General features: G+C 56.6%; 24 protein-coding genes. 12 read left to right on the top strand and 12 right to left on the bottom strand.

Going from position 1 to position 26,182, the window contains the following annotated elements:
* Nucleotides 1-164: 164 nt before the first annotated feature.
* The 7 genes from hpxU to hpxK all read left to right on the top strand — a co-directional run bounded on the left by hpxU (nucleotide 165) and on the right by hpxK (nucleotide 6,567).
* On the top strand, nucleotides 165-1,004 hold the full coding sequence (hpxU, locus tag ACE3MN_RS16775; RefSeq protein WP_004871416.1) for a MurR/RpiR family transcriptional regulator HpxU: 840 nt from the start codon (nucleotides 165-167) through the stop codon (nucleotides 1,002-1,004).
* A gap of 214 nt (nucleotides 1,005-1,218) precedes the next feature.
* On the top strand, nucleotides 1,219-2,004 hold the full coding sequence (locus ACE3MN_RS16770) for a transporter substrate-binding domain-containing protein (RefSeq protein WP_004871415.1): 786 nt from the start codon (nucleotides 1,219-1,221) through the stop codon (nucleotides 2,002-2,004).
* A gap of 9 nt (nucleotides 2,005-2,013) precedes the next feature.
* Nucleotides 2,014-2,679: an amino acid ABC transporter permease gene (locus ACE3MN_RS16765; protein ID WP_004871413.1), complete on the top strand. Its 666-nt coding sequence runs from the start codon at nucleotides 2,014-2,016 to the stop codon at nucleotides 2,677-2,679.
* Entirely contained in the window at nucleotides 2,679-3,335 is a 657-nt protein-coding gene (locus ACE3MN_RS16760) for an amino acid ABC transporter permease (RefSeq protein ID WP_004871411.1), read from the top strand. Before ACE3MN_RS16765 ends, ACE3MN_RS16760 begins: the two co-directional genes overlap by 1 nt.
* The gene (locus tag ACE3MN_RS16755; protein WP_004131222.1) at nucleotides 3,316-4,056 is read left to right on the top strand and encodes an amino acid ABC transporter ATP-binding protein; all 741 of its coding nucleotides are present in this window, start codon (nucleotides 3,316-3,318) and stop codon (nucleotides 4,054-4,056) included. Before ACE3MN_RS16760 ends, ACE3MN_RS16755 begins: the two co-directional genes overlap by 20 nt.
* Nucleotides 4,057-4,066: 10 nt before the next feature.
* On the top strand, nucleotides 4,067-5,308 hold the full coding sequence (locus ACE3MN_RS16750; protein ID WP_004871408.1) for a pyridoxal-phosphate-dependent aminotransferase family protein: 1,242 nt from the start codon (nucleotides 4,067-4,069) through the stop codon (nucleotides 5,306-5,308).
* Nucleotides 5,305-6,567 (top strand): allantoate amidohydrolase, encoded by a 1,263-nt coding sequence (gene hpxK / locus ACE3MN_RS16745; protein ID WP_049130922.1) that lies wholly within the window; start codon nucleotides 5,305-5,307, stop codon nucleotides 6,565-6,567. Before ACE3MN_RS16750 ends, hpxK begins: the two co-directional genes overlap by 4 nt.
* A gap of 55 nt (nucleotides 6,568-6,622) precedes the next feature.
* On the opposite strand, the gene ACE3MN_RS16740 is transcribed toward hpxK, so the two are convergent.
* Together ACE3MN_RS16740 and ACE3MN_RS16735 are read right to left on the bottom strand one after the other, a co-directional pair.
* Entirely contained in the window at nucleotides 6,623-8,332 is a 1,710-nt protein-coding gene (locus ACE3MN_RS16740; RefSeq protein WP_375364113.1) for a pectate lyase, read from the bottom strand.
* 71 nt (nucleotides 8,333-8,403) lie between these two features.
* Nucleotides 8,404-9,105, bottom strand: coding sequence for an oligogalacturonate-specific porin KdgM family protein (locus ACE3MN_RS16735; RefSeq protein WP_004871401.1), 702 nt, complete (start codon nucleotides 9,103-9,105; stop codon nucleotides 8,404-8,406).
* Nucleotides 9,106-9,798: 693 nt separating this feature from the next.
* Here ACE3MN_RS16735 and ACE3MN_RS16730 point away from each other — a divergent pair.
* Nucleotides 9,799-10,347, top strand: a complete 549-nt coding sequence (locus ACE3MN_RS16730; protein ID WP_102650301.1) for a helix-turn-helix transcriptional regulator — start codon at nucleotides 9,799-9,801, stop codon at nucleotides 10,345-10,347.
* A gap of 182 nt (nucleotides 10,348-10,529) precedes the next feature.
* Nucleotides 10,530-10,826, top strand: a complete 297-nt coding sequence (locus ACE3MN_RS16725; RefSeq protein ID WP_098066854.1) for a chorismate mutase — start codon at nucleotides 10,530-10,532, stop codon at nucleotides 10,824-10,826.
* Nucleotides 10,827-10,956: 130 nt separating this feature from the next.
* Here the strand turns inward: ACE3MN_RS16725 and ACE3MN_RS16720 are convergent, their stop codons facing one another.
* The 3 genes from ACE3MN_RS16720 to ACE3MN_RS16710 form a co-directional block, all read right to left on the bottom strand.
* Nucleotides 10,957-12,021 carry a hypothetical protein gene (locus tag ACE3MN_RS16720; RefSeq protein WP_004871377.1) on the bottom strand — a complete coding sequence of 355 codons (1,065 nt, stop codon included), beginning with the start codon at nucleotides 12,019-12,021 and terminating at the stop codon, nucleotides 10,957-10,959.
* A gap of 48 nt (nucleotides 12,022-12,069) precedes the next feature.
* On the bottom strand, nucleotides 12,070-12,642 hold the full coding sequence (locus tag ACE3MN_RS16715; protein ID WP_102650302.1) for a hypothetical protein: 573 nt from the start codon (nucleotides 12,640-12,642) through the stop codon (nucleotides 12,070-12,072).
* Nucleotides 12,643-12,842: 200 nt separating this feature from the next.
* The gene (locus ACE3MN_RS16710) at nucleotides 12,843-13,916 is read right to left on the bottom strand and encodes a helix-turn-helix transcriptional regulator (protein ID WP_004871369.1); all 1,074 of its coding nucleotides are present in this window, start codon (nucleotides 13,914-13,916) and stop codon (nucleotides 12,843-12,845) included.
* Between the two features lie 415 nt (nucleotides 13,917-14,331).
* Between ACE3MN_RS16710 and ACE3MN_RS16705 the strand changes: the two genes are divergently transcribed.
* Nucleotides 14,332-15,234 carry a GGDEF domain-containing protein gene (locus tag ACE3MN_RS16705; RefSeq protein ID WP_004871366.1) on the top strand — a complete coding sequence of 301 codons (903 nt, stop codon included), beginning with the start codon at nucleotides 14,332-14,334 and terminating at the stop codon, nucleotides 15,232-15,234.
* Between the two features lies 1 nt (nucleotide 15,235).
* On the opposite strand, the gene ACE3MN_RS16700 is transcribed toward ACE3MN_RS16705, so the two are convergent.
* The gene (locus ACE3MN_RS16700; RefSeq protein ID WP_004871363.1) at nucleotides 15,236-16,069 is read right to left on the bottom strand and encodes a helix-turn-helix transcriptional regulator; all 834 of its coding nucleotides are present in this window, start codon (nucleotides 16,067-16,069) and stop codon (nucleotides 15,236-15,238) included.
* A 251-nt stretch (nucleotides 16,070-16,320) separates the two neighbouring features.
* Here ACE3MN_RS16700 and ACE3MN_RS16695 point away from each other — a divergent pair, with 251 nt between their 5' ends.
* Nucleotides 16,321-17,088 carry a phytanoyl-CoA dioxygenase family protein gene (locus ACE3MN_RS16695; RefSeq protein WP_098140570.1) on the top strand — a complete coding sequence of 256 codons (768 nt, stop codon included), beginning with the start codon at nucleotides 16,321-16,323 and terminating at the stop codon, nucleotides 17,086-17,088.
* Between the two features lie 125 nt (nucleotides 17,089-17,213).
* Here the strand turns inward: ACE3MN_RS16695 and ACE3MN_RS16690 are convergent, their stop codons facing one another.
* From ACE3MN_RS16690 to ACE3MN_RS16670, 5 genes are read right to left on the bottom strand one after another with little or no spacing between them, the layout of a single operon-like run.
* On the bottom strand, nucleotides 17,214-17,555 hold the full coding sequence (locus tag ACE3MN_RS16690; RefSeq protein ID WP_004871359.1) for a PTS fructose-like transporter subunit IIB: 342 nt from the start codon (nucleotides 17,553-17,555) through the stop codon (nucleotides 17,214-17,216).
* 15 nt (nucleotides 17,556-17,570) lie between these two features.
* Nucleotides 17,571-18,446, bottom strand: coding sequence for a [formate-C-acetyltransferase]-activating enzyme (locus ACE3MN_RS16685; protein ID WP_375364112.1), 876 nt, complete (start codon nucleotides 18,444-18,446; stop codon nucleotides 17,571-17,573).
* Nucleotides 18,412-20,709: a formate C-acetyltransferase gene (locus tag ACE3MN_RS16680; RefSeq protein ID WP_024359589.1), complete on the bottom strand. Its 2,298-nt coding sequence runs from the start codon at nucleotides 20,707-20,709 to the stop codon at nucleotides 18,412-18,414. The genes ACE3MN_RS16685 and ACE3MN_RS16680 overlap by 35 nt, the downstream gene beginning before the upstream one ends.
* A 51-nt stretch (nucleotides 20,710-20,760) precedes the next feature.
* Nucleotides 20,761-21,081, bottom strand: coding sequence for a PTS fructose-like transporter subunit IIB (locus ACE3MN_RS16675; protein WP_004100938.1), 321 nt, complete (start codon nucleotides 21,079-21,081; stop codon nucleotides 20,761-20,763).
* Nucleotides 21,082-21,101: 20 nt separating this feature from the next.
* Complete coding sequence (locus ACE3MN_RS16670) at nucleotides 21,102-22,178, bottom strand: PTS fructose transporter subunit EIIC (protein WP_004131253.1); 1,077 nt, start codon at nucleotides 22,176-22,178, stop codon at nucleotides 21,102-21,104.
* 308 nt (nucleotides 22,179-22,486) lie between these two features.
* Between ACE3MN_RS16670 and ptsP the strand changes: the two genes are divergently transcribed.
* Nucleotides 22,487-24,988 (top strand): phosphoenolpyruvate--protein phosphotransferase, encoded by a 2,502-nt coding sequence (gene ptsP, locus ACE3MN_RS16665; protein WP_098140572.1) that lies wholly within the window; start codon nucleotides 22,487-22,489, stop codon nucleotides 24,986-24,988.
* A gap of 32 nt (nucleotides 24,989-25,020) precedes the next feature.
* On the opposite strand, the gene ACE3MN_RS16660 is transcribed toward ptsP, so the two are convergent.
* A complete protein-coding gene (locus ACE3MN_RS16660) occupies nucleotides 25,021-26,139 on the bottom strand; it encodes a tartrate dehydrogenase (RefSeq protein WP_049130928.1) in 1,119 nt (372 codons plus the stop codon).
* Nucleotides 26,140-26,182: the final 43 nt, after the last annotated feature.

The following is a 26,182-nucleotide window of genomic DNA, read 5'->3' as shown; positions in this document are numbered from 1 at the left end:
TGTCCTCAATTAACCGAATCGTCGCCAGAGGGTTGCAAAAGCTGTTCCATGTCTGAACGCAAAGTTTCAATCGCTGCTGGCGATGGGCGTTTTTTGCCGAACTGGCATGCATTATGAAAGGCGTTAGCGGTATAGTGCGGTGAAACGAAAGTTACAGAGGTCTTATGCAACAGCTTGATGAACGACTAAAAGAGCAGTACCCGTCTTTATCGCCGCAGGAACAGCGGGTGGCGGATTTTATTTTCGATCATTTTGATGACCTGATTAGCTACAACAGCGCAGAGCTGGCGCAGCTTAGCGGGGTATCGAAAGCCACGGTCAGCCGTCTGTTCAAGCGCCTGGGCTATGAGAAATATAAAGATATGCGCGATGAGCTGCGCACCCTGCGCCAGAGCGGAATGCCGCTGACCGATAATCGCGATGCGGTGCAGGGCAACACGCTGCTGGCGCGCCACTATAAACAGGAGATCGCCAACCTGACCCAGTGGGTTAACGCCCTTGATGTCCAGCAGTTCGCCGAGGCGATTCAGGCGCTGGTAAGCGCCCGGCGTATTGTGATTATCGGCATGCGCAATGCTTATCCGGCGGCGCTGCATCTGCGCCAGCAGCTTCTTCAGGCGCGCGGGCAGGTGCTGGTGCTGCCGCAGCCGGGACAAAGCTTAAGCGAGGAGCTGGTGGATTTAACCGCTGACGATCTGGTGGTGGTGATGGCGTTTCGCCGCCGCCCGCGCATTATTCGCCCGCTGCTGCAGCAGCTACAGAGCAGCGGTATTCCGGCGCTGCTGATGTGCGAGCCGCAGGCCCACGGCCTGTTTCCGCTGGCGCGCTGGCGGCTTTGCGCGCCGCTGGATAGCGTATCGGCCTACGATAGCTACGCGTCGGTCAATAGCCTGATCAATCTACTGTCGAACGCGTTTCTGCACGAAATTCTCGATAAAGGCCGCCCGCGTATTCACGATATTGCCACCCTCTATCAGCAGCTGGACGAGCTGGAACAACGATAATGGGGCGCCAGCGTGGTGCCTTGCATGATTTTGGTGCGACAAAATAATGGGGAAACGCGCGGTCGTTTCCTCTTAATTCCTCACTTTCCCTTGTTTTACCTTCGCTTAGCCAAACGGCGGACTCACCCGATGCGCGGCGATTTATCTGGCACATTAGTTGCAAAAGTGACTTTAAAGAATCTTTTGTTTCATGCTAACGTAACGGGTAAACACCATGAAGAAACTGTTGATCGCACTGGCCGGGGCCGCTTGTCTGTTAACCAACCTCTCGGCGGCGAAGGCTGACCAGCTCCAGGATATTGAAAAGCGCGGCACGATCCGCATTGCGGTGCCGCAGGATTTCCCGCCGTTTGGCTCGGTGGGGACCGACCTTCAGCCGCAGGGCTACGACATCGATATGGCGCGCTACCTCGCCAAACAGATGAAGCTCAAGCTGCAGCTGGTGCCGGTCACCAGCGCCAACCGCGTGCCTTATCTGCAAACCGATAAGGTGGACCTGGTGATTTCCAGCCTCGGTAAAAACGCCGAGCGCGAGAAGGTGATCGATTTCAGCCGCGCCTACGCGCCGTTCTTCCTCGGCGTATTTGGTCCGAAGGGCGCAGAGCTGAAAGACCCGGCGGCGCTGAGTGGTAAAAGCGTTGGCGTGACCCGCGGCGCGGTGGAAGATATGGTGCTGACCAGCGTGGCGCCGAAAGAGGCGCAGATTAAGCGCTACGAAGACAACAACACCACGCTGTCGGCGTATCTTTCCGGCCAGGTGCAGTACGTCGCTACCGGAAACCTGGTGGTGGCGGCCATCTCCCGGCAGAACGCTGACAAAGCCCCGGTGCCGAGCTTTATGCTGAAAGACTCGCCGTGCTTTATCGGCCTGAAGAAAAATGAACCGGCCCTGAAGGCGAAAGTGGATGCGCTGATTGAGCAGGGGGTGAAAGACGGCACCCTCAACGGGCTGTCTGAGAAGTGGCTGAAAGCGCCGCTGCCTGCCAGCCTCGGCGCCTAAGGTTCGGGCATGACGGAGCAACTTCATTTCTCTGAGCTCTGGCCGCACTGGCCGGAGCTGCTGGCGGGGCTGTGGGTGACCATTCAGCTGACCGTACTGGCGACGATAGGCGGCCTGACGATTGGCATTTTCGGCGCCGCCGTTCGCAGCGGGCGTCCGACGTGGTTCAGCCGGATATGGGGCGGGTATGTCGAACTGATTCGCAACACGCCGTTTGTGGTACAGCTGTTTTTTATCGTCTTCGGCTTACCGAACCTGGGGCTGAAGATGACGGCGGGCGAGGCCGCGCTGCTGGCGATGGTGGTGAACCTCGGGGCCTACAGTACCGAGATCGTACGTGCCGGTATTCAGGTGACGCCGAAAGGGCAGTGGGAGGCGGGGCGCGTGCTCGGGCTGACCCGGACGCAGACCTTCATTCAGGTCATTCTGCCGCCCGCGCTACAGCGCATTTATCCGGCGCTGGTGAGCCAGTGCATCATCGTCATGCTCGGTTCGTCGGTGGTGTCGCAGGTCTCTTATGAAGAGCTGACCTTCGCCGCCAACCTGATTCAGTCGCGCACCTTCCTCAGCTTTGAGGTCTATCTGGTGACGACGGGGATTTATTTAGCGTTGTCGATAACGATGCGCCAGCTGCTGCTGGCGGCGGGACGTAAATGGCTGGGGGTACAGGCATGATGACCACCTTTACCGATTGGGACATTGTCCGCAATCTGCTGCTGGCCGGGCGCTGGACGGTGCTGCTGTCGCTGGTGGCGTTTCTCGGCGGCGCGCTGGTGACGCTGCCGCTCCTGCTGCTGCGCATGACCGGCGGGCGCCAGGTAAAACGCCTGATCCGCGGCTATATCGAACTGTTCCAGGGGACGCCGCTGCTGATGCAGCTGTTTCTCGCCTTTTTCGGCGTGGCGCTGTTCGGCATCGACGTTTCGGCGTGGACCGCGGCCTCGCTGGCGCTGACGCTGTACACCAGCGCCTTTTTGCTCGATATCTGGTTCGGCAGCATTCGCGCCCTGCCAAAAGGGCAGTGGGAAGCGTCGCGCTGTCTGGGGCTGAGCTTTGGCCAGACGCTGTATCGCGTCGTCGCGCCGCAGGCGCTGCGGATCGCCATCGCCCCGACGGTCGGCTTTGCCGTGCAGGTGATCAAGGGCACGGCGCTGGCGTCGATTATCGGCTTCGTCGAGCTGACCAAAGCGGGCACCATGCTGACCAACGTCACCTATCAGCCGTTTAAAGTCTTTGCGCTGGTGGCGCTGGGCTACTTCATTCTGTGTTATCCGCTGTCCCGCTACAGCCGTTATCTGGAGAACAAATTCAATGCCTCTCATCACCATTAATCAGATGCAGAAGTATTACGGCGATAACCACGTGCTCAAGGGCGTCGATCTGGATATCGATATGGGCGAAGTTATCTCGATTATCGGCCGCAGCGGGTCCGGCAAGAGCACGCTGCTGCGCTGCATCAACGGGCTGGAAGGCTATCAGGAAGGCAGCATTAAGCTCGGCGGGATGACCATTACCGACCGCGACTCGCAGGCGCGTGAGATCAGCCGCTCTATCGGCATGGTGTTCCAGAACTTTAACCTGTTCCCGCATATGACGGCGCTGGAAAACGTGATGCTGGCGCCGCGTCGGGTGCTGAAGAAGAGCGCCGCCGAGTGCCGTGAACTGGCCCAGCGGATGCTGGAAAAGGTCGGATTGGGCGACCGGCTCGATTACTACCCGTCGAGTCTCTCCGGCGGCCAGCAGCAGCGCGTGGCGATTGCCCGCGCGCTGGCGATGTCGCCAAAAGTTTTACTCTGTGACGAGATCACCTCGGCGCTGGATCCGGAGCTGGTGGGCGAAGTGCTCAAGGTGCTGGAGCAGCTGGCGGCGGAGGGCATGACGCTGATTCTCGTGACCCATGAAATGAATTTTGCCCGCGAAGTGGGCGACCGCGTCGTGTTTATGCATCAGGGACGCGTCTGGGAGCAGGGCGACAGCAAAACGCTGTTCGCCAACCCGCAGACCAGCGAACTGAAGCAGTTTATTTCATCCGTGCGCGGCCTCAATCAATAAGGACTTAAAGATGGATATCACCCAGTTTTCGCAACTCAACCCGCCGTCGCGCCTGCTGATGGGGCCCGGCCCGATTAACGCCGACCCGCGCGTGCTGCGCGCCATGTCGAGCCAGCTTATCGGCCAGTACGACCCGGCGATGACCCACTATATGAACGAAGTGATGGCGCTGTACCGCGGCGTATTTCGTACCGAAAACCGCTGGACGATGCTGGTGGACGGAACCTCAAGGGCCGGGATTGAGGCGATCCTGGTTTCGGCTATTCGGCCGGGCGACAAGGTGCTGGTACCGGTATTTGGCCGCTTCGGCCATCTGCTGTGCGAAATCGCCCGCCGCTGCCGGGCGGAAGTGCATACCATTGAAGTGCCGTGGGGCGAAGTGTTCACCCCGGACCAGGTGGAGGATGCCGTCAAACGTATTCGTCCGCGCCTGCTGCTGACGGTGCAGGGCGATACCTCGACCACCATGCTGCAGCCGCTGGCGGAGCTGGGGGAGATCTGCCGCCGCTACGACGCGCTGTTTTACACCGACGCCACCGCCTCGCTGGGCGGCAACCCGCTGGAAACCGACGTCTGGGGACTGGATGCGGTCTCGGCCGGGATGCAAAAATGCCTTGGCGGCCCGTCCGGCACCTCGCCGATTACCCTCAGCGCGCGCATGGAAGAGGCGATTCGCCGCCGCAAATGCGTGGAAGAGGGGATCCGCACCGATGCCCACCGCGACGGCGACGAGGAGATGATCTACTCCAACTACTTCGATCTCGGCATGGTGATGGACTACTGGGGGCCGGAGCGCCTTAACCACCATACCGAGGCCACTACCGCGCTGTTCGGCGCCCGCGAATGCGCCCGCCTGATCCTCCAGGAAGGCCTGGATTACGGCATTGCCCGGCATAAGCTGCACGGCGATGCGCTGGTTAAAGGCATCCAGGCGATGGGGCTGGAGACCTTCGGCGACCTGAAACACAAGATGAACAACGTGCTTGGCGTCGTCATCCCGCAGGGCATCAACGGCGACCAGGCGCGCAAGCTGATGCTGGAAGATTTCGGCATTGAAATCGGCACCTCGTTTGGCCCGCTGCACGGCAAGGTATGGCGGATCGGCACCATGGGCTATAACGCGCGGAAAGATTGCGTGATGACTACGCTCAGCGCCCTGGAGTCGGTGCTGAACTATCTCAAATTCCCGACCACCCAGGGCGCCGCGATGCAGGCCGCGTGGGACCACTATCGCAGCGAGCGCGCGCAATGAGTCAAACACAACGCCAGCAGGCGGATATGCAGCAGGCCGCGGCCCGGGTGATGGCCCGCGCCGACGAGCTGGCGGCGATCAGCGAAACGCCGGACGCCCTGACCCGGGTTTATCTCTCTCCTCAGCATCTTGCGGCCAACCAGCGGGCGGCGCTGTGGATGACCCAGGCCGGGATGACCGTCTGGCAGGACAGCGTCGGCAATATATGCGGGCGCTATGAGGGAGAGCAGGAGGGAGCGCCCGCCATCCTGCTGGGTTCGCACCTTGATACGGTGCGCAACGCCGGGCGCTATGACGGTATGCTCGGCGTCCTGACGGCGATCGAGGTGGTGGACAGCCTGCATCGACAGGGGCGTAGGCTGAAAAAGGCGATCGAGATTGTCGGCTTTTGCGATGAAGAAGGGACGCGTTTCGGTATTACGCTGCTCGGCAGCCGCGGGCTGACCGGCACCTGGCCCGAGAGCTGGCTGGCGCAGACCGATGCCGATGGCGTCAGCGTGGCGCAGGCGATGGTGCTGGCCGGGCTGGATCCGGCGCGCGTTCACCTGGCCGCCCGCAGCCAGGAGGAGATCGCCGCGTATCTGGAACTGCATATCGAGCAGGGGCCGTGCCTGGAGCAGGAAGGACTGGCCTTAGGCGTAGTGGAAGCGATTAACGGCGCGCGTCGTCTGAACTGCCGCTTTACCGGCGAGGCGGGACACGCCGGGACCGTGCCGATGAGCCATCGGAAAGATGCGCTGGCCGCCGCCGCCGAGTGGATGGTGCTGATAGAGACGCTGACCCGCGAACAGGGCGGAAACCTGGTCGCCACGGTGGGGACGCTGCGCTGCGCGCCCGGCGCGGTTAACGTCATTCCCGGCGAAGTCGCGCTGACCCTCGACATTCGCGGGCCGAAAGACCAGCCGCTGGATGCGCTGCTGGATACGCTGCTGACGGAGGCGCAGGCCATTGCCGCTCGTCGCCAGCTGCGGTTCAGCGCCGAAGAGTTTTACCGGATTGCCGCTACCGCCTGCGATAGCGGATTGCAGCAGGTATTGAGCGAGGCGGTGCAGGCGGTGCAGGGGCGTTCGCTAACGCTGCCGAGCGGCGCCGGGCATGACGCCATCGCCATTGCCGAACGCTGGCCGTCAGCGATGCTGTTTGTCCGCTGCAAAGGCGGCATCAGCCATCATCCCGCCGAGTCGGTCACCGCCGATGATGTGGCGCTGGCGATAGACGCCTATTCGCGCGCGGTGTCGGCGCTGGATGCCGGAAAGTAAGCGCCGGGCGGTCCGGCGCGGTACGGTCCCACACCGGTGGCGGTGGGGGACAGTTTTATTTTTTGCCGTTCGGTTTGAGCTGTTCGCCGGGTTTAAGGCGGAACAGCTCGTCATCGCGGGTGGAGTAGCGAACCGTCCCGTCAGCTATCCGATAAGCACCCTCCGTGAATCCCGCGCCGTTCAGGAACGGCGCCACCGCGTCCGGCGTATTGCGGAAGGCGGCTTCCAGGGCGAGAAGCGCATAGGGGGCGATACTATCGATACAGGCATATTCGGCCTCAGGGTTATCGACAAAAAAGCCGTTGATGCGCTGCTTGTTGATGATGTTAGCGCCGATACGATCCGCCAGCGTCAAATAGTCCTGCTGCCCGGTGGCCTGCCACAGGTCGATAAGCGCGAAAATCGCATACGGCTGATGATTCTCCGTTTGGTTATTCAGCCTGCGGTTCGCGCCGCCGGGTTCGCCAATATCGCCCAGTCCCTGGCCTTTGGCGATACCTCGCGCGACTTTCCAGATGGCACGATCCGGTTCAAGCGTCCAGGCGCGGGCATAGGAGAGAAGAAATTCATTTCCCGCCGGATAGGCTTTCAGCACCGTGCCTTTTTTCCCATAATAGCCATCGCGTTTTAACGCGTAGCCGGAGAGGTCCGTGCCGTTGGCCAGCAGAGGGCGGAAGGTATTGTTCTGCTCATCGTAAGCGTAGGTCGCGAAGGCCTTGAGGCCATCAAGGGTCCATTTTTTGAGATCGTCGCCGGCGGTGCCCAGCGATTTAGCCAGGGCAAGCTGCATCAGCGCATTTTCTGAGTAGAGGGTGCTGGTCCGGCCCTTCAGCAGCATATTGCCTTCCAGCGCATCGGGCCCCAGTTCGGGACCAAACTGACGCTGCGCGCGGTCGCCGTATTTCGAGTGCGTATCGCTATCATCGGTAGTGTCGGCGCGTTTTAGCGCTTGGGTAAACTGGTAGACGCCGAGCCCGGTCTTCTTATCGCGCGGCAGAACGTACTGTTCGGCCAGACGCTTCGCCCACGTCAGCGCGCCTGCGTCGCCATCGTATTTATAGAGCAGCGATGCGGAGTAGATAAGGTCGTTGCCGGCATTGAGAAAGCTCAGGCCTTTGGTGGCGAAAAACGGCGGCTGTTGGACAAAATCATTTTGCCAGAGCGCGCCCATCGCTTTGCCGTACTCCCCGTGACGGCTGGTTTCCAGCGTTTTCCAGTCGTAAACATGGGCATTCCAGAACGCTTTGATAAAGCGCGCGGTGGCCTTGTCATCGACGGCAAACATCATGTCGTAATAGGGGTACGCGTTCTTAAGTTCATGGACCATCTCCTTTTCGCTCGGGCCTTGAGGCTGCAGCGTTTTCAAATCAACAAAGCGATGGCCTCCCCACAGCAGCAGCCCGCTGGCGTCCTGATAGTGGTCAAAGTAGTAGCGAATATTCTCCGCGACCCGCTGCTTATATTTTGCTTCGCCGGTCAGGTTGCTTAACCCTACCAGCACCCGCATTAAATTTTGCTGGGCGGAGAAGTTCGACAGCACGGTAACTTTACCGTCCGGAAAAACCCATTCCATTTGCTTGCCGGTGCGAGGATCCACGCCGTTTGCCAGCAGAGGAGAGTGATGGCCGTACCGATCTCCCGCTTTATCCAGCACGACCTCGGCGAACTGCTTTACGCTGCTCAGACGCGCGTTCTCCTGGGCGCCAGCACTCAGGGAAAAGAGACTCAGAGCGCCCAATGCCAGGGTGATTTTTGCAATCTTCATTATTTTCCTCTTAATGAAAATAAGGGTTTAATGAAACCCTTATTTATTTTTATCTGGCTGACAGGAAGTTATCAGAAGGAGTATTTCACGCCAACGCGATAACGCGTCTGGCGTTCATCGGTGGCTTTACTGCCGGAAACATTCGCTATTGCCATATAAGGCGACCAGTTTTTATCAAATTTATAGGTCAGCTTAAAATCATGGGTCCAGTCGTAGCTTTCGTTATCCGCTAAAATAACCCCTGCGGAGTTGGCTTTTTTATAGTCCAGTTCATAATCCAGCTGATAATCTTTGAGGAATTTCCAGGAAATAACGCTGGTCAGGTTATAACCGTTCTCCGAGGTGTCTTTAGACGTGCCGATATTGCCTGAATTGCGCTTGTAGTAAGGGCGGTAACGCAGTGAGGCGCTGAGGTCATCTGTCAGGTTGGCTTTGCCGCGCAGATAAGGGCGGTAGCTATTTGAAGACGAGCTGGTATCCAGAGAGAAGCCAGGCTCAATCTGAAAGGTTTTATTTATTTTATGCACATAGCTCGCCACCACTTCGGTGCCGTTACTAACGGTTTCATCATAGGCTTTATTTTTATCCTGCGAACCTTTCCATTTCCCTTCCAGCGACAAGCCAAAACCATTAGCAAAACGGTGAGACATCAACAGTCTGTCTTTATGATTATTGCCGGCTTTGTCATTGGTTTCATGACGGTAATCAAAGGTCACCGCGTGGGCAGCAATACTGATAAAAGGAATCGTGACTAATAATAATGAGCGAAACATAGAGTGCCTCTACTTTTTATATTTTCCAAAGGTACAAGAAATTACCTGCCGTAAAGCAGGCAGAACGATACACATTAAATTATTAGAGGGTGGTGTGGTGCCGGGTGCCTCCCGGTGAATCAGGCGCTGACTTCCTGATTCGTCAATAAAAACGAAACGTAGATGAGGGTATTCCTCGATTCAGCTTGACCCCGCCGCTTAGGGGGATTCACCACACATTATTCTTTATTCCCTGTTGATGGCTAATTCGCACTGCTTGTAATTTTATTGAAAATAACTTTTACACAAAATGAAATGATGTTTTGAGATCGAGATCTGAATATTAAAAAGAGAGGGTAAATATTTTTTATGTTATTTATAAAGATAATCCTAATTCTATATTTTCCATATGTATCATAGTGTTATGTATTTGTTTCTTGTTTTTTGACGCCGTTTTATGCGTGAATTTAAGCTTTTCTTTGAATTGGCAGTAATCGTATTCCTATATTTTAAAGCGCTCAATTTGTTAAAACTTAAAAAATACTCCGTCGGTTTCAATGGTTAAACTGAAGCCCATGCTTCCGATTCCTTTAACCTAAACGAAAGCTAAACGGAAAAGATTGCGCTATTGATCTGCCAGACTGACGACATAACACTCTCAGAAAAGCATCCATATGGAAGGATAATAAAAGACAGTAACCTCGGGACTTCAAGATGACTATTCATGGAAAGGATCGTGTATTTATTTCTGGCGTAGAGACTCTATTGCAGGAGCTGAACGATGGCGCGGATGCAGGGTTAAGCAACTGCGTGTATGTCACCTGCGGGATGGATATCCAGGAGATATACGCTTTGTTCTTTCGCCATCCGCCGGAGCACTACGCCATCTTCATCACCTCTGAGCGCCATTTTGAGGCTATCAACCGGCTGTTTCCGGGCCTGCTAAAGCTCTGTTTGTCAGAGAGGTTGACGGTCGAAGAGCTGCGTCAGGCGTTAAAAGTGATGGGCCTGTTTTCGGCCCAGAACCAAAGCATTGCTTATCTGCCCGATACATTTAATTTTACCCACGCCGAGCAACAGATCATGAGGCTCAGTTTACGCGGCCATTCTCTGGATGATATTGCCCGTATCCGCGGGGTCAGTCCGTCCACGGTCAGCGTCCAGCGTACCCGGCTGATGAAGCGTATGGGGACCAACAGCCTGCAGGAGCTATGCTCGCTGTATGCGGCTATGCGTACCCAGCGACCACCGCTGTCCGGCTAAGCTTTATCACTAACAAATACGCGCGTCCGCGGATAAAAACGAAAGGTCGTATCTGCAGCTCGCCGCCGGCATCGGCTTTGAAAAAAAGCTGGTCAACGCTGCCTGAATAGACGCCAGGCGTGGAATCGGGCTAAATTTATTATATCATGCCGATCCTATGTACTAGTTTGGAGGTTCAAATAATGACGTTTTCCACCCTTGCCGATGTCAGAAGCCAGATCGATTCGATTGATAGCGAATTGGTTAGCCTGATTGCTCAGCGCGCTACGTGTGTTCAAGCCGCCGCCGCATTTAAAACAGACCACTCAGCCGTACGCGCGCCAGAACGCGTGCAGCAGGTTATTGATCGGGTTCGCGAAAAAGCGGCTGCGGCAGGGTTGCCCGAAGTGATTATTGAGAAAGTATATCGGTCCATGATAGATGCCTTTATTGAGTATGAGCTTGAGCAGCATAATCAGCGACAGCGGCAAAAAAGGTAACGGATTATCGCGACGCAGGCCGGATATACCCGGAGGTGGCGCACACCTGCCCGGGCTATCCGACCCCGTGCAATACCCAAAGCGTTGCTGTTACGGGATTCAGTACGCGGTAAGTTTTTTCCGGGTTGAATCAGACTGGCCGCAAAAAGAAAGTTGTGGGTGTTTTGCCATTTCCACTGGCTAGTCGTTGATGAGGGACTGGTTTTTGATTATCGGCAATGAGCATTATGTCGTTACCTTCGCATTCCAGCACCAGATAAATATGATCGTAACCGTGGTGCGCTACGGGACCGCAGGTGGAACCGACATCGCCGGGCTGTTGATCACCCACAGAAATGACTTTCCATTGTCGTTTATCACGAAGATAGTTACCCAAAGCTAATGCCTGCGTAATATCGGGAACGGCAATCCCTCCGGCCTGTAACAGGTTAGCCAGGTTCAGGGCGCAACCATCATGCGGCCACTGCTCATGGGCTAATTTGAAAAGCTCAATCGCAGCGATGGCCTGAACTTTTTCATAACGATCCGGCGTTGTGGCAATATTGACTACGTCGAGCATTTTTTCTTTGTCGCTCAGCGGCGTGATGCTATCGGCAAACATCACAGGAGGCGTATGTAGCGTAACAAATGTCTGGAATTCTTCCACGGCATCGCGTCGCACGTGAGAGATAACCATCGCGGGGTTTACGATGGTACCGCACCAGCTGGTGCTGAAACGCAACAGTCGGGCACAATACTCTATCGCCAGCGGGTGATCTGTTTTCATTTTTGTAATGAATTTTTCAGCTGTATCAATGCCATGCTGTTTAGCAAAACTCAGGAGTTCCGCCTTTCCATTGCCGATGCTGTCAAATGACACCTGAAACGCCCCGGTTTCCTCGCTTTCCATGTGAGCCATTGAATGCGCGTTTTCGGAATCAACGCCGGCATCCCAGCGCCAGTCTGATTCAAACCCCGCCTGAACGCGAAGCACTTCACACATGACGGCTTTACGGTGTAAAAGGCTGGTGTAAGGCCCGAGAGCCCCTTTCATTACGGCATAGATATCATGAAGCTTATTTTCAGCAAAAACCTCATCAGGTAAAGCATTTAAAGTATCGACTAACTGTTCTAAAAACGCTATCGGTGGGCGACCATGCTGCGTGCTGACAGGATAGCGAGTCGCGATGAATATACGCTTGTTGATAGTATCCATAAAACTCTCCTTCATGACGGTGACGAATGTTGAGATAGTGTCTTAGGTCTATTTACTCGAGGTTAAGCCCTGAAAGAGAGAAGAGACTTTATTTACCAGGTAAGGCGCAAATAATGTCATTCCGGCTATCAGGAATTTAATGATTTCATTCAGGGCGTCAGGGTTGGATATTTTTCCATTGCGGCCAAAGTCAAGTAGCAATAACGAGCCGAAGCCAATATACATAAACAAAATAACCAGCATGCCGATTAGCGCAATGAGCCGGCTCGAACTGGCTTTCATTTCTTTGACCAGCCGCGGCCTGCCTGCATCGTCATAAAGAGGCTTCTTTGTCACGGTATCAGTGCCGTCCCTGGTGGCTTTAACCTCTTCGGTAGCGGATAATTCAACATCTTCAGAAAGCGCATCGGCTAAAGACCACGCTTTAGGAAGTGAATTGCGGATGACTAAAATAGAAAGCAAGGTACCAAAGATAACGATGAAAAACACAAGGTAAATTAAATATTTGTTGATATGTTCACCGCAGGACTGCTGAGCCTGACAGGAGGCTTCATTAGCGTGAGCGGTGGCGGAAATAAAAAATAAAACAATTACTGATGCGTGTGTTTTTAGTAAAAACATAAATGCGCTCCTCGCCAGGATAAAATTATTTTATGTCTGGCATGTGAAGATAAACTAATATACGCAGGTATTTCTATTTACAACAAGGGGTCATCTTATACCCACGGGGTTATACTGACACGCGTCCCCGCAGATAAGGTTCAGTATAGTGGTGGTCATGGCATCCACATTCATTCAAATGAATGAGTGGGTAAAATAAATTAGCTATGAATAGCCCTGATAATGAGCAGCAGCTCGGATTGATTACGGGTATGCGTTTTCCGGTACAGCGCACTAAGGTGGGTTCTGACGGTGGTGATGGAGACGCCGAGATGCAGGGCGCATTCATCCGGGGTCATCCCTCTGACCAGCAGTTCTGCTACCGCATTCTCGGCGGGTTTGACATTAAAGAGCTCCATGAATGCGCTGCCGGTGAGGAAAGGCTCGGGGATGATAATGCAAGCCGCACCGGGAATGCTGGGGGACGGGATGACCAGGATCGGTTTTGCTTGCCGCCCGGCGGTGTAGCATAATCCTGCCCGGGGGCGCGCCTCCGTCCGGGTGGCCTGTTCAATGGCATGCCGCAGTTTTTTGCTGTCTGTGTTCAGGCTTAGCGTGTCAGCGCCGACAGACCAGATCGCGCTATGGCTCGCGCGGTGGTAATTTTCGGCCCGGGTGTTGGCGTAAAGGATTTTACCGGCATGACCCACAAGCCAGACCGGGTAAATACCGTTGTCCATGACGGCACCCTGATATTTAATCGTGTCACGAAGGTGTTCAAATCTGGCATGAAGCTGGCTGGCGGTAATTAACGCGGGGATGAGGCGCCGGAACAGGTCAAATTGCGTGGGCTGTGGATAGGCCGCTTCATTAGCCGTCATCAGCGATAAATAAGTGGCATAACCGTTGACGGTACCTAGTTTGACGCTGGTAAGATAATTTAAATCATTAGGGTGATGAAATTCATTATAATAAATACTATTAGCAATAAATTTATCTCCTAAAAACTCCCTGTCTCTGTACATCTGCCCTACAGGCAACCCCGTCAATATTTTTTCGGCAGGATCGATTGCCAGAAAAACATCCCGGTAGGCCGTAAAGACTTTTTCATCAAAAAGTAATGAATCCGTCATAAGATGCGCATTACCTTTGTCATAATAAAGCAATGCCGCGTACTGATGTCCTGTCAGTAACGACAGTTTCTGCAGCGCGGGTTTCCAGAATTGAGAATCCAGCGTAGCCAACAGAATAGTCTCCAGAATTTCTATATATAATAGTTCCGGATCAATGGCCATAACGACACCTTATATTTATCGCTTAACCCGCAGGGCATGACTGATGAGGCTGGTGCTATTAGCATAGTCCTGGGAGATAAATGATGGCAATCCCCGCTCAGCCAGTTGGTAGGGAAATGCGCAAAGGGCGCTGAATTCCTTATTTTGCGGCGGACTTCCTGCGGTTTATGAAATTTCTCCCTGATCCTGGCGTGGTTTTGATGAATATTCTCCCACCGCCTGTTGATTTAAACCTGTACTTTTAGACTACCGCTTTTGCGCGAACCCGCTTCGATAACAATTTCATCTAATACGCAACGCGGGATAAGTGGAAATCCGCTCCCTGTCGCCCGCCCGTGCGCCTTTACAGTTCGCGCAAACGCTTTCCGCTGTTATGCTAACGCCCTGGCAAGCCGCGCTGTAAAGAGACCTGACCATGGCCGAACGCGAAAAAAACATCCATATTCAACCCTCGTCTTCTATTTCCCGAACCCATATCTTTCCGGCGCTGCTGGCGATCGCCGCCGTATCGGGTCTGTGCGCGTTCGTCTCGCCGCCGCTGGGACCGTGGCGCGTGATTTTGTCTAATCCCGGTATGTATATCGATCTTCTGGCGCTGCTTTTTCTGCTGTTTATGCTCTGGAGCTCAACCAAGGTGCGCATGAACCACGTGGCGGTCAACTGGGTACGCTACGGGCTGCTGCTATGGATTGCCGGAGGCACGTTCGATCTGATGGACGAAATCTTCCGCCAGCCGCGCTGGATGGGATACTACTGTGAAGATCTGCTGCGTCTGACCGGCATGCTGCTGAGCGCGGTCGGGGTCTACAAAATCATTGAGCGCATCAATCTCCTGTACGTCGACGCGCGTTCTCAATCGCTTAAGGATGAGCTGACCCAGTTGCCAAACCGCCGCTTCTTTATCGATACCGTCCGCGAAAAGGCGGGGAATACGCAGGCGCTGATGATTGTTGATATCGACTACTTTAAGAAAATTAATGACACCTACGGTCATCTGGTGGGGGACGAAGTGCTGTTTGCCCTCGGCAAACAGCTGGCGAAACTCACCAGCGATAAGGTACTGCCGTCGAGGATTGGCGGCGAAGAGTTTGCCATTATCGTTGATGGCCTGTCGGCGCAGGAAGTGGATGAACTGGCGCAGTCTATTCTGCAAAACGCCCGGGCAATCCTGATCAACCACGACAACCCGCTGTCGATTAGCATTGGCGTTGGCCTGCGGCATAAAGACGAGCCGCAGAATCAGTTTATTAAAAAGGTCGATGACGCGCTCTATAAGGCAAAAAATAACGGCCGCGGGCGAGTGGAATGGGCCGTGTGAACTATCCCTGCTGCGCGCTGCGGCAGTGGCGGCGATATTCGGACGGCGAGCGCTCGGTATAGCGTTTAAACACCCGGCAGAAATAGTTGCTGTCGACAAACCCGCAGTTGTGGGCGATCTCTTTGACCTTAAGGTCGTAGCCGCGGAGTAGTTTTTTCGCCTTTTCCAGGCGGACGCTGGTGAGAAACTCGTTAAAACCGACGGAGCCGGATTTCTGGAATATATGCGAAAGATAGTTGGGCGTAATGTGAAAGCGTTTCGCCACCGACTCGCGGGTCAGCGGCTGGCTGAGATGCTCTTCGAGATAATCCTGTACCGCCAGAAACAGATCGCGGCTGCGGCTGACGCGCATCTCCAGCCCGACCAGCTGCTCAAGGCAGTGGCTTAACAGCGCAGAGACGACCAGCCGGGCGGTCACCGGGTCCGGCTGCAGGCAGATTTCATTGAGCGACAGCAGCAGGTAGGAGCCCACGCGCGGCCCCAGGCGGGCGACGTTCTGCTTTTCCGTGCGCAGCTGCCTGCCGTCCCAGTGCTGAACACAAAACCCCAGCTTCTGGCGGCCAAACAGAATGCTTAACGTTGATGCCGGCGCGGTCCATTCCGGCAGCGTCCATTTACCCGCCTGAACGTAGAGTACCTGCGAGGCGGAGAGCATCGTCTCCGACAGCGGCAGCCCGCTCTCCTTAAGCTCACCCTCGAGCACAATTTCCAGCCGTGGAAAGGGCACCTTAAACGCCAGCGCGGGCTCGGAGATATCCGGGTCGGGGAACCTGACGTGCAGATTATCTTTCTGATTTACTAAACGATTTAAAATATCCGCCAGATCGTCAATCATTCCGTACGCCTTAGAAGAGAGCAATTATCCTGTTGATTATAATCTATTTTATCTGCACAGGTTTGTTCTGTATCAGGCGACTTCGCGAATGATGGCCCTGCAGGAAGGGGGAAAAGCTGGATTTTGATGGCCATCACACTTTTTTCTGCCGCGTACGCTTGTCCAGTTTTTCGTAGTTTTGGCCTCATGTATTCCCGCCCGCCGCAGATTAGAGTTTGTTTTGTGTTATCGATAAGTTAAGGAATATAAATATGGAACAACAATCTGCGGTTTATCTGGATGCGCTGGGGGCGAACGTTGCGCTGAGCCCGACAATGAAACAGGAGCTGGATACCCTGGGCTACACCGTCGTGCATAACGTGGCGGACGCGGAGTGGCTGGCGGCGATGCGCGCGCTTATCGACGCCATCGTCGAGAGAGAGGGCGATAATCTGGCGATGGAGCACCACCAGGAAGCGACGGCAACCCGCATCGCCAACCTGATTAACAAAGGCGCGATTTGGGAAAAGGTCTGGTCCCACCCGCTGATTCTCTCCGCCTGTCGGCATGTTTTTCAGGGCGATTTTAAAGTCTCCAGCCTGAACGCGCGGGAAGCGTTGTTTAACGGCGGCCATCAGCCGCTGCATGCGGACTGGAAAAAGCCGCGTCCCGATTTTCCGAAAGTGCATCTGGTGAATACCATTTGGGCCATTGATGACCTGAGCGCGGAAAACGGCGCGCCGCGCATTATTCCCGGTACCCATCTTCGCCCGGAGCTGCCGGAAGAGGTGCTGGCCGATCCGGAGCTGGCGCATCCTGATGAGGTGGTGTTCGCCGCGCCGGCGGGCAGCGTGATGATTTATAACGCCCACGCCTGGCACGGCGGGACGCGCAACCGCGTCGGCAGCAGAAGGCGCGTGCTGCACGGTTTATATATCGACAGGGCGGATACCGCACAGCAGGATCAGCAGCGCTGGCTGACGCCGGAAACCGCCAGCCGCCTGACGCCCGCGCAGAAATGGCTGCTGGCCGTGGAGTAAGAATCGCGTGGAATTGTAGCCCCGGTAAGCGCAGCGTGACCGGGGAAAACCTGAAACTGCCGAAGTGTTATTTCCCCGGGCCGCGGCGCAAGCGCCTTGCCCGGGCTACAAAATCACAGGTGCGCTCACGGGATCTCAATATACACCACCGGTTTTTTCATAATGCATTTCACCGCCTCGACAATCTGCTGCGGCTGCAGCAGAAAGGTTTTAATGCTGGTCTTAATGGTGCGGATGCCGTGAAAACGTTGGGCATCGTCAATTTCAATATCCGTCACCAGCAGAACGACATCGACGTGGGCAATATCCTCAGCGGTGATTTTGTTCTCCACCCCCAACGCGCCCTGGGTTTCTATTTTGATATTCCATTTCTCCTGGTGGCCGACTTTTTCCAGCCGCTCGGCCGCCATATAGGTGTGAGCGACGCCGCTGACGCAGGCCGTGACGGCAACGATAGTGAAATCCATAGCATCCTCCAGGCGTTATCCGCCGACGGTCACGCTAAAACCGGCCCGTTCGGCCAGCGTCTTGAATGGTTGAATCTCAGATTCCGCGGGCGCTTTAATCATCGACATCGACCATGTTTTTCCCAGTAAGTGATATTTGGGTTCGCCGTACTGATGGAACGGCAGAAGATGAATTTCGGGCAGCTTAAAGGGGGCCAAAAACGCCAGAATCTGGCGGAAATTCTCTTCGTTAAGCGTGAACCCCGGAATCAGCGGCACCCGGGGGATCACGTGAATATGCGCGTCCACCAGACGGGCGAAGTTATCCAGCACCCGCGGCATATTCATCCGCAGCTGCTCGCGGGCCAGCGCTTCATCCATGATTTTCAGAACGAACAGCACTTCGTCGCACGCCTGCGCCAGCGGAAAAAAACGGCTGAAGGCGCTATCGCCCGCCGTTTCAATCGCCGTTCTCACTCCCCATTCGCGCAGGCGGCGCAGAAAACGCGCGGCAAACTCGGCCTGCATCAGCACCTCGCCGCCCGACAGGGTGACGCCGCCGCCGGAGGCGCGGAAGAAGACCTCATCCTTCAGCACCTCTTTAAGCAGATTATCCAGGGTGACGTCGCGGCCAATCTGCTCCCACGCGCCGGAGGGGCACTCGACCACGTCCTGCTGGCAGCGGGAACAGCGCAGGCACTTGCTCTCACGGCGTACGGTCTGAATTTTCGGCGAGATCGATTCCGGATTGGCGCACCACGGGCAGGTGTGCGGGCAGCCTTTAAAAAACACGACGGTGCGGATCCCCTGACCGTCATTCAAAGAGTAGCGCTGGATGTTAAAAATGCGCGCCTTATCGGCGCGCGTTTCCATCACCTCACAGCTGATGCGCGGTGCGGCGGATAATGTCATCCTGAATCTCCTGCGACAGCTCGACAAAAAAGGCACTATAGCCGGCGACGCGCACCACCAGACCGGCGAAGTCCTGCGGCCGCTGCTGGGCTTCGCGCAGGGTGTCGGCGTTGACCACGTTGAACTGAATATGCTGTAGCTTCAGCTTGGTGAAGGCCTGCAGAAAGTCGGCCAGCTTGTTGAGGCCGCTGTCGCCGGCAAGGGTCGCCGGGGTGAATTTGACGTTCAGCAGCGTCCCGTTGGAGAGCAGAAAGTTATCCAGCTTGCTGACCGACTTGAGCACCGCGGTCGGCCCCTGCACGTCCTGGCCGAGCATCGGTGACAGCCCGCCGTCCGCCAGCTGCTCCCCGGCCAGGCGTCCGTCCGGCGTCGCGCCAACCACCGACCCCAGCGGCACGTGGGCGGAGACGGTATAGGAGCCCGGCGTGAAATGACCGCCGCGCGGGTTCTGATACCGCTCAACCTCTTTGCAGTAGAAGCGCAGCAGATCGGCGCTGATGTTGTCCACTTCGTCGATATCGTTGCCGTATTTCTCGAAGCGGTTGATCAGGCGCGCGCGGATCTTTTCGCCTTCCGGCGTCTGGAAGTTGGCTTTCAGCACCGCGATCAGCTCGGCGAAGCTCAGGCGTTTTTGCTCAAACACCATCCCTTTGAGCGCGTGCAGCGAGTCGCTGAGGTTGGCGATGCCGATACCCTGCACCCCAGAGAAGTTATAGCGCGCGCCGCCTTCGGTAATATCCTGGCCGTGCTGCACGCAGTCTTCAATAAAGGAAGAGAGCAGGGGCACCGGCGCCCAGTCGCGGTGGCCGATATCGCAAATATTGCTGCCTTCGACCATCAGCTTAATGTAATAGCGAATCTTGTCGCGGATTTGATTAATCAACCCATCCCAGGTGATATCAGGATTGCTTTCGTTTTCCAGCATCACGATTTCCATCACCTTCAGCAGGTTAAACATGGCGATATCGTGCAGGCCGTAGGTGCGCCCCGGGATCGACAGCTCAACGCAGCCGACCACCGAATAATCCCGCGCGTCTTCCAGCGAGACGCCGCGGTTGAGAAACGCCGGGATCACCACTTCATCATTAAAGATTTGCGGAATGCCGGTGCCGAGGCGAATGGTTTCGGCGGTTTTGCGCAGGAACGGACGGTCGATCAGCTCGTTGACCCGCACGCCGAGGTTCGGCTGCGGCAGGCGCACGTTCTGGTAGGCGTCGAGGGATAAAAACGACAGGATATTGACCGCGCTGCGTCCGGTCTCGGTCAGGCCGCCGAGCAGGGCGGTATAGCCGGTCGGGAAGCCCGCGAAGTAGCGCGCGCTGCTGGTGGAGCGCAGCAGGACGATATCGTTGCACTTCACCCACAGCGACTCCAGCAGCTCCTGAAGAAACTGCGGATCCTGGCCGCGATTCAACGACGCCTGATAGTACGGCAGCATGTACTGGTCAAAGCGCCCCAGCGAAATGGAGCTGGCGTTGGATTCATACTGCAAAATGATGTTCATATACCAGAACAGCTGGCAGGCCTGCCAGAAGTCTTCCGGGCGGTGCAGCGCGTTATGGCGCGAAATTTCGCCGATGGTTTCCAGCTCTTTGCGCCGCTGCGGGTCAACGCAGCCGGCGGCCATCTCATCGGCCAGCGCCGCATAGCGCAGAATATGGCGCTGGGAGGCTTCCAGCAGGATCAGCACCGCCTGATAAAAACTGTTCTGCGGGTGCTGCTTATTCAACGCCTTAAGCTCCGCCACCAGCGCGGCGAGGCCGTTTTCCAGCAGGCGGGGGTAGTCGATAATGATATGCCCCTGGCCTTTATCGGTCTGGTTAACGCTAAAAATCTGCGTGCTGACGGCGGTCTTCACTTCATCGGTCATCTGGCTGTTGATGAAGTCCTTCATCGAGCGATTTTCCCAGTAGGGGAACAGCTCTTCGCGGTAGATGCGCTTATCTTCTTCGCTAATATTGAAGCGGTCCTGCGGGCGGGTCGGGAACTGGTCCAGCTCCTTAAGCAGCCAGTAGGGGTCCATTTCCGGGGACATAATCCCGGCGCGCGGCTTGATCGTGCGGTTACCGGCAATCAGTTCATCATCACGAATCGAAATCTGCACATGGTCGAGAACCCATGCGGTCGCTTTCGCCCGGCGGATCATCACCGGCTCTCCCTCGGTCTGTTTATGGCTGGCGGTGTAGAGCAGGGCCCGCTCGAGGGAGATTTCGCGCGGGTTGGCGAACAGACGGTCTTTTAAGCGTTGAGTGCGATTAGTCATGACAAACTCCATGTTATTTTGCGGGGCGCAGGTCGCGCCCCGTGCTTTCGGTCAGGCATTCTGTGAAAGGTGGCTGTCGATTTTGTTCATAATGGCTTCGGCGCGCTTCACGGCATCGCTGATATTGACGCGCACGATGGTTTTACCGGCAAAACGCTCTTCGAACTTAATGCCGATATCTTTAGTCAGGATCACCATATCGGCGCTGGCGACGTCTTCCGCCGTCAGTTCATTCTCAATACCGATGGAGCCCTGAGTCTCGACTTTGACCTGCCAGCCTTTGGCTTTAGCGGCGCTCTCCAGCGACTCGGCGGCCATATAGGTGTGGGCGACGCCAGATGGGCAAGCGGTAACGGCGATAATTTTGGTCATACAATATTCCTTCCACTGTTTCAGTTAATTTCGAAATCAAGATCCATCTCGTCATCGGCTTTGGCGTCTGACGTTTTCTTTTTCGCAAGGGCTTTGAGCAGGATGACGCAGGCGGCGCTGACGATGGCGCCCACCGCCAGACCGGCAATAAATCCGCCTTTACCTTCAACCACCGGCAGCACGATCAGCCCGCCCCAGCCGGCGTAGCACTGGGCGCCGAGCAGCGCGGCGGTGACGCAGCCGGCGGCTGCGCCGATCATGTTGGCCGGGATAACGCGCAGCGGGTCGGCGGCGGCGAAGGGAATCGCCCCTTCGGTGACGCCAACGCACCCCATCACCAGCGCGGCTTTACCGGTTTCTCGCTCTTCAGCGGAGAAGTATTTGCGCCCAATCAGCGTTGCCAGGCCCATGCCCAGCGGCGGCACGGCGATGCCGACGGCGGCGATAGCGACCACGCTGTAAACGCCCTGCGAGACGCAAATCAGCATGAAGGCGTAGGCGACTTTATTCACCGGACCGCCCATGTCGAAGGCCAGCATCAGACCCATAATGATGGCGAGAATCACGATGCTGCCTTCGCGCATGCCCTGCAGCCAGCCGGTCAGACTGGCGGTCAGCGCGCCAATCGGCTCGCCGAGACCCCACATCATGATCCCGGCGGTTATAAAGGTGCCGATAATCGGGATAACGAAGATGGGCATCACCGAGCGCAGCACTTTGTGCACCGGGATCTTCTTCAGGTAGTAGACCACCAGCCCGCCGATGATCCCGGCAATCAGCGCGCCGAAGAAGCCGGCGCCGAAGCTGTTGCCGACCCAGGCGCCGATGGCGCAGGGGGCCAGCGCCGCGCGGTCGGAGATGGAGTAGCCGATATAGGCTGCCAGAAACGGCACCATCAGCGTCAGCCCGGCCACGCCGATATCAAACAGTTTTTTCAGGTTAGGGTCGGTGGCGGCATCGGGCACCGCGCCCTTGCCGTACAACATGACGGAGACTGCCAGCAAGATCCCACCGGACACGACAAACGGGATCATATGTGACACCCCGGTCATGAGGTGCTGGCGTGTATTTTTTAATATTTGCACCAGTTCATTCATTGTTTTTCTCCTGAGCGCTGCGTGGCCCGTGACTGAGTTGATGTCTCAACCTTAGAAAAAGGGCGGCGCATAAAATAGTAGAGGAAAAGTGCATTTACTGGATATTTGTAAGACGAGAAGAAAATTGCGATCCACCTCAAATCTTAGTTCTGGCGGGTTTTTGACGCCGTTAATAGGGCGATTTGTGACCACGAGCATAAAAAAGAGTCTGGCATACAATTATCCAGTAATTACCACTTTTATCACGTAGTGGCGGGCGGCTTCTTTCTTTACCTTTTGGCTAATACGCATTATTCAGGAGGAAGGCGATGGCTCTGGTAATTGAATTCATATGTGATTTGCCCAACGGCGTACATGCGCGCCCGGCAAGCCTGGTCGAAACGCTGTGCAATACTTTTTCGTCTTCGGTCGAATGGTTAAATATCCGCACGGAAGGGCGCGGGAACGCGAAAAGCGCGCTGGCGATTATCGGCACCAATACCTTGAAGGGGGACCGCTGTGAGCTGATCGTCAGCGGAGAGGACGAAGAACAGGCGTTCGCCGCGCTATCGGCGTTTATCCGCGACGAATTTCCGCACTGCGATGCGCCGCTGCCGACGGCGGAGCAGATGGATGTTCAGCCGGTTCCTGAATCCCTCTCGCGCCTCAATCCCACGCTGTTTCACGCCTTACCGGTCTGCGCCGGCAGCGCGGGCGGCAGGCTCACCCATCTTAAGTCCCTCGATCTGCGCGATTTAGGCGCGCTACCGGCGGCGGGCGCCATCGAACAGGAGCAGGCGGCGCTGGATAAAGGGCTGACTCTGCTGGTGAAAAACATTGAGTTTCGCCTGCTGGATAACGACGGCACCGCCAGCGCGATCCTGGAAGCGCATCGCTCCCTGGCCACCGACGCCTCCCTGCGCCAGCACCTGCTGGACGGGCTGCTGAGCGGCCTGAGCTGCGCCGAAGCGGTGGTCGCTAGCGGTGAACATTTTTGCGCCCAGTTCAGCGCATCCGGCAACAGCTATTTGCAGGAGCGCGTGCTGGACGTCCGCGACGTCTGCTTCCAGCTGCTGCAGCATATCTACGGCGAAGCGCGCTTTCCGGCGCCGGGTAAGCTGACGGAAGAGGCCATCTGCCTCGCCGATGAACTCACTCCCAGCCAGTTCCTTGAGCTGGATAAAACCCTGCTTAAAGGCCTGCTGCTGCGCAGCGGCGGCACCACTTCACATACGGTGATCCTCGCGCGTTCGTTCAATATTCCCACTCTGGTAGGCGTCGATATGGAGGCGCTGCTGCCGTGGGTCGATCGGCGAGTGCAGATTGACGGTAACGCCGGGCTGGTGGTGGTCAATCCCGATCAAGCGGTGGCGCGCTACTATCAGCAGGAGGCCTGGGTGCAGGCGCAGATCCGTCGCCAGCAGCAGGCCTGGCTGGATAAAGAGGGGCGTACGGAAGACGGGATTCGTCTGGAAGTGGCGGCCAATATCGCCCATTCGGTAGAGGCGACGGCGGCCTTCAACAACGGCGCGCAGTCGGTAGGCCTGTTCCGCACCGAAATGCTCTATATGGACAGGCCCAGCGCGCCCTCGGAAAACGAGCTCTACAACATATTTTGCCAGGCGCTGGAGCCGGCCAACGGGCGCAGCATTATCATCCGCACTATGGATATCGGCGGCGACAAGCCGGTGGCCTACCTCAACATTCCGGCGGAGAACAACCCGTTTCTCGGCTACCGGGCGGTGCGTATTTACGCAGAGTATCAGGCGCTGTTCCGCACCCAGCTGCGGGCGATTTTGCGCGCCTCGGCGCACGGCGCGCTGAAAATCATGATCCCGATGATTTCCTCGATGGAGGAGATTCTGTGGGTGAAGGAGCAGTTGGCGGATGCCAAACAGTCGCTGCGCAGCGAACATATTCCGTTTGATGAGAAGATCCCGCTGGGCATTATGCTCGAAGTGCCGTCGGTGATGTTTATCATCGATCAGTGCTGCGAAGAGATTGATTTCTTTAGTATCGGCAGTAACGACCTGACCCAGTATCTGCTGGCGGTCGATCGCGATAATGCCAAGGTGACGCGCCACTACAACAGCCTTAACCCGGCCTTTTTGCGCGCGCTGGATTATGCGGTTCAGGCGGTGCATCGTCAGGGTAAATGGATCGGCCTGTGCGGCGAGCTGGGGGCCAAAGGCTCGGTGCTGCCGCTGCTGGTAGGGCTGGGGCTCGATGAGCTAAGCATGAGCGCGCCGTCGATCCCCGCGACCAAGGCGCGTCTGGCGCAGCTCGATAGCCGCGCCTGCCGTCAGTTGCTGAATCAGGCGATGCAGTGCCGTACTTCGCTGGAGGTCGAGCACCTGCTGGCCCAGTTCCGCATGACCCAGCAGGACGCGCCGCTGATTACCCCTCAGTGCATTACGCTGAACAGCGACTGGCGCAGTAAAGAGGAGGTGATTAAGGGTATGACCGACAATCTGCTGCTGGCCGGGCGCTGCCGCTACCCGCGTAAGCTGGAAGCCGATCTGTGGGCCCGCGAAGCGGTGTTCTCCACCGGGCTGGGCTTTAGCTTCGCCATTCCGCACAGTAAATCGGAGCATATCGAGCAGTCGACCATCAGCGTCGCCCGCCTGGCGCAGCCGGTAGCGTGGGGCGACGACGAGGCGCAGTTTGTGATTATGCTGACGCTGAACAAACATTCGGCGGGCGATCAGCATATGCGTATTTTCTCGCGGCTGGCGCGGCGCATTATGCATGCGGAGTTCCGGCAATCGCTGGTGACGGCGCAGAGCAGCGAGGCGATCGCGGCGCTGCTGCAGCGCGAGCTGGAGCTGTAGTTATCTCCCCGGTGGCGCTGCGCTTACCGGGGCTACGGGTTTCCAGCCGTCTGCCGGGCGACCTGGTGTGCGGCAATCGCCTGACAAATCGCTTCGCCCACCTGCTGGGTGGAGGCGGTGCCTTGCATATCCGGCGTCTTCGGTCCGCTGGCGATGGTTTGCTCAATCGCCGCCAGAATGCCGTCATGGGCGGCCTGATAGCGCGCGTCGCCGTTGCCGAGGAAGTCGAGCATCATCGCGCCGGCCCAGATGGTGGCAATCGGGTTGGCGATATTTTTGCCGTAGATATCCGGCGCGGAACCGTGCACCGCTTCAAACAGCGACGGGAAGGTGCGGTCCGGGTTGAGATTCGCCGACGGAGCAATGCCGATAGTGCCGGTACAGGCAGGACCGAGGTCGGAGAGAATATCGCCGAACAGGTTGGAGCCTACCACCACGTCAAAACGCTCCGGCTGCAGCACGAAGCGGGCGCACAGAATATCAATATGCTGTTTATCCCATTTCACCTCCGGGTATTCCTGCGCCATCGCTTCGACGCGCTGGTCCCAGAAGGGCATGCTGATGGCCAGACCGTTGGATTTGGTCGCCGACGTTAGCGTTCTGCGCGGGCGGCTTTGCGCTAATTCAAAAGCGTAGCGCAGAATGCGGTCAACGCCGCGGCGGGTAAATACCGACTCCTGAATCACCACTTCATGTTCGGTCCCCGGATTCACATGCCCGCCGAGGGCGGAGTATTCCCCTTCGGTATTCTCGCGCACCACGTAAAAATCGATATCGCCGGGCTGCTTACCCGCCAGCGGGCAGGGGACGCCGGGGAACAGGCGCACCGGACGCAGGTTGACGTACTGGTCAAATTCGCGGCGGAACTTTAGCAGCGAGCCCCACAGGGAGATGTGATCCGGCACGATATCCGGCCAGCCGACCGCGCCGAAGTAGATCGCATCGAACGTTTGCAGCTGTGCGCGCCAGTCGTCGGGCATCATGGCGCCGTGTTGCGCGTAATAGTCGCAGCTGGCCCACTCAAAGTGCTCGAAGCTTAACGCCAGCCCCCAGCGTTCGGCGGCGGCCTGCAGCACGCGGACGCCTTCCGGCAGCACTTCTTTACCGATGCCATCGCCGGGGATGGCGGCAATACGTAAGGTTTTATTCATCATTGTTCTCAGTTTCAGGTAAGGGAAATTGACTTCATCTCTA

Origin of the sequence: Klebsiella grimontii (assembly GCF_042137965.1) — a bacterium.
In the GTDB taxonomy this organism is placed as follows: domain Bacteria; phylum Pseudomonadota; class Gammaproteobacteria; order Enterobacterales; family Enterobacteriaceae; genus Klebsiella; species Klebsiella grimontii.
This window is presented reverse-complemented; position numbering and strand designations above follow the sequence as displayed.

What these genes read in the sequence shown, in the direction of transcription:
- ACE3MN_RS16755 (WP_004131222.1), top strand. Translation starts at nt 3,316, where the DNA reads ATGCCTCTCATCACCATTAATCAGATGCAGAAGTATTACGGCGATAAC.
- ptsP (WP_098140572.1), top strand. Translation starts at nt 22,487, where the DNA reads ATGGCTCTGGTAATTGAATTCATATGTGATTTGCCCAACGGCGTACAT.
- ACE3MN_RS16740 (WP_375364113.1), bottom strand. Translation starts at nt 8,332, where the DNA reads ATGAAGATTGCAAAAATCACCCTGGCATTGGGCGCTCTGAGTCTCTTT.
- ACE3MN_RS16735 (WP_004871401.1), bottom strand. Translation starts at nt 9,105, where the DNA reads ATGTTTCGCTCATTATTATTAGTCACGATTCCTTTTATCAGTATTGCT.
- ACE3MN_RS16675 (WP_004100938.1), bottom strand. Translation starts at nt 21,081, where the DNA reads ATGACCAAAATTATCGCCGTTACCGCTTGCCCATCTGGCGTCGCCCAC.
- hpxK (WP_049130922.1), top strand. Translation starts at nt 5,305, where the DNA reads ATGAGTCAAACACAACGCCAGCAGGCGGATATGCAGCAGGCCGCGGCC.
- ACE3MN_RS16700 (WP_004871363.1), bottom strand. Translation starts at nt 16,069, where the DNA reads ATGATTGACGATCTGGCGGATATTTTAAATCGTTTAGTAAATCAGAAA.
- ACE3MN_RS16690 (WP_004871359.1), bottom strand. Translation starts at nt 17,555, where the DNA reads ATGGATTTCACTATCGTTGCCGTCACGGCCTGCGTCAGCGGCGTCGCT.
- ACE3MN_RS16705 (WP_004871366.1), top strand. Translation starts at nt 14,332, where the DNA reads ATGGCCGAACGCGAAAAAAACATCCATATTCAACCCTCGTCTTCTATT.
- ACE3MN_RS16720 (WP_004871377.1), bottom strand. Translation starts at nt 12,021, where the DNA reads ATGGATACTATCAACAAGCGTATATTCATCGCGACTCGCTATCCTGTC.
- ACE3MN_RS16710 (WP_004871369.1), bottom strand. Translation starts at nt 13,916, where the DNA reads ATGGCCATTGATCCGGAACTATTATATATAGAAATTCTGGAGACTATT.
- ACE3MN_RS16725 (WP_098066854.1), top strand. Translation starts at nt 10,530, where the DNA reads ATGACGTTTTCCACCCTTGCCGATGTCAGAAGCCAGATCGATTCGATT.
- ACE3MN_RS16660 (WP_049130928.1), bottom strand. Translation starts at nt 26,139, where the DNA reads ATGAATAAAACCTTACGTATTGCCGCCATCCCCGGCGATGGCATCGGT.
- ACE3MN_RS16670 (WP_004131253.1), bottom strand. Translation starts at nt 22,178, where the DNA reads ATGAATGAACTGGTGCAAATATTAAAAAATACACGCCAGCACCTCATG.
- ACE3MN_RS16695 (WP_098140570.1), top strand. Translation starts at nt 16,321, where the DNA reads ATGGAACAACAATCTGCGGTTTATCTGGATGCGCTGGGGGCGAACGTT.
- hpxU (WP_004871416.1), top strand. Translation starts at nt 165, where the DNA reads ATGCAACAGCTTGATGAACGACTAAAAGAGCAGTACCCGTCTTTATCG.
- ACE3MN_RS16770 (WP_004871415.1), top strand. Translation starts at nt 1,219, where the DNA reads ATGAAGAAACTGTTGATCGCACTGGCCGGGGCCGCTTGTCTGTTAACC.
- ACE3MN_RS16760 (WP_004871411.1), top strand. Translation starts at nt 2,679, where the DNA reads ATGACCACCTTTACCGATTGGGACATTGTCCGCAATCTGCTGCTGGCC.
- ACE3MN_RS16715 (WP_102650302.1), bottom strand. Translation starts at nt 12,642, where the DNA reads ATGTTTTTACTAAAAACACACGCATCAGTAATTGTTTTATTTTTTATT.
- ACE3MN_RS16730 (WP_102650301.1), top strand. Translation starts at nt 9,799, where the DNA reads ATGACTATTCATGGAAAGGATCGTGTATTTATTTCTGGCGTAGAGACT.
- ACE3MN_RS16750 (WP_004871408.1), top strand. Translation starts at nt 4,067, where the DNA reads ATGGATATCACCCAGTTTTCGCAACTCAACCCGCCGTCGCGCCTGCTG.
- ACE3MN_RS16765 (WP_004871413.1), top strand. Translation starts at nt 2,014, where the DNA reads ATGACGGAGCAACTTCATTTCTCTGAGCTCTGGCCGCACTGGCCGGAG.
- ACE3MN_RS16685 (WP_375364112.1), bottom strand. Translation starts at nt 18,446, where the DNA reads ATGACATTATCCGCCGCACCGCGCATCAGCTGTGAGGTGATGGAAACG.
- ACE3MN_RS16680 (WP_024359589.1), bottom strand. Translation starts at nt 20,709, where the DNA reads ATGACTAATCGCACTCAACGCTTAAAAGACCGTCTGTTCGCCAACCCG.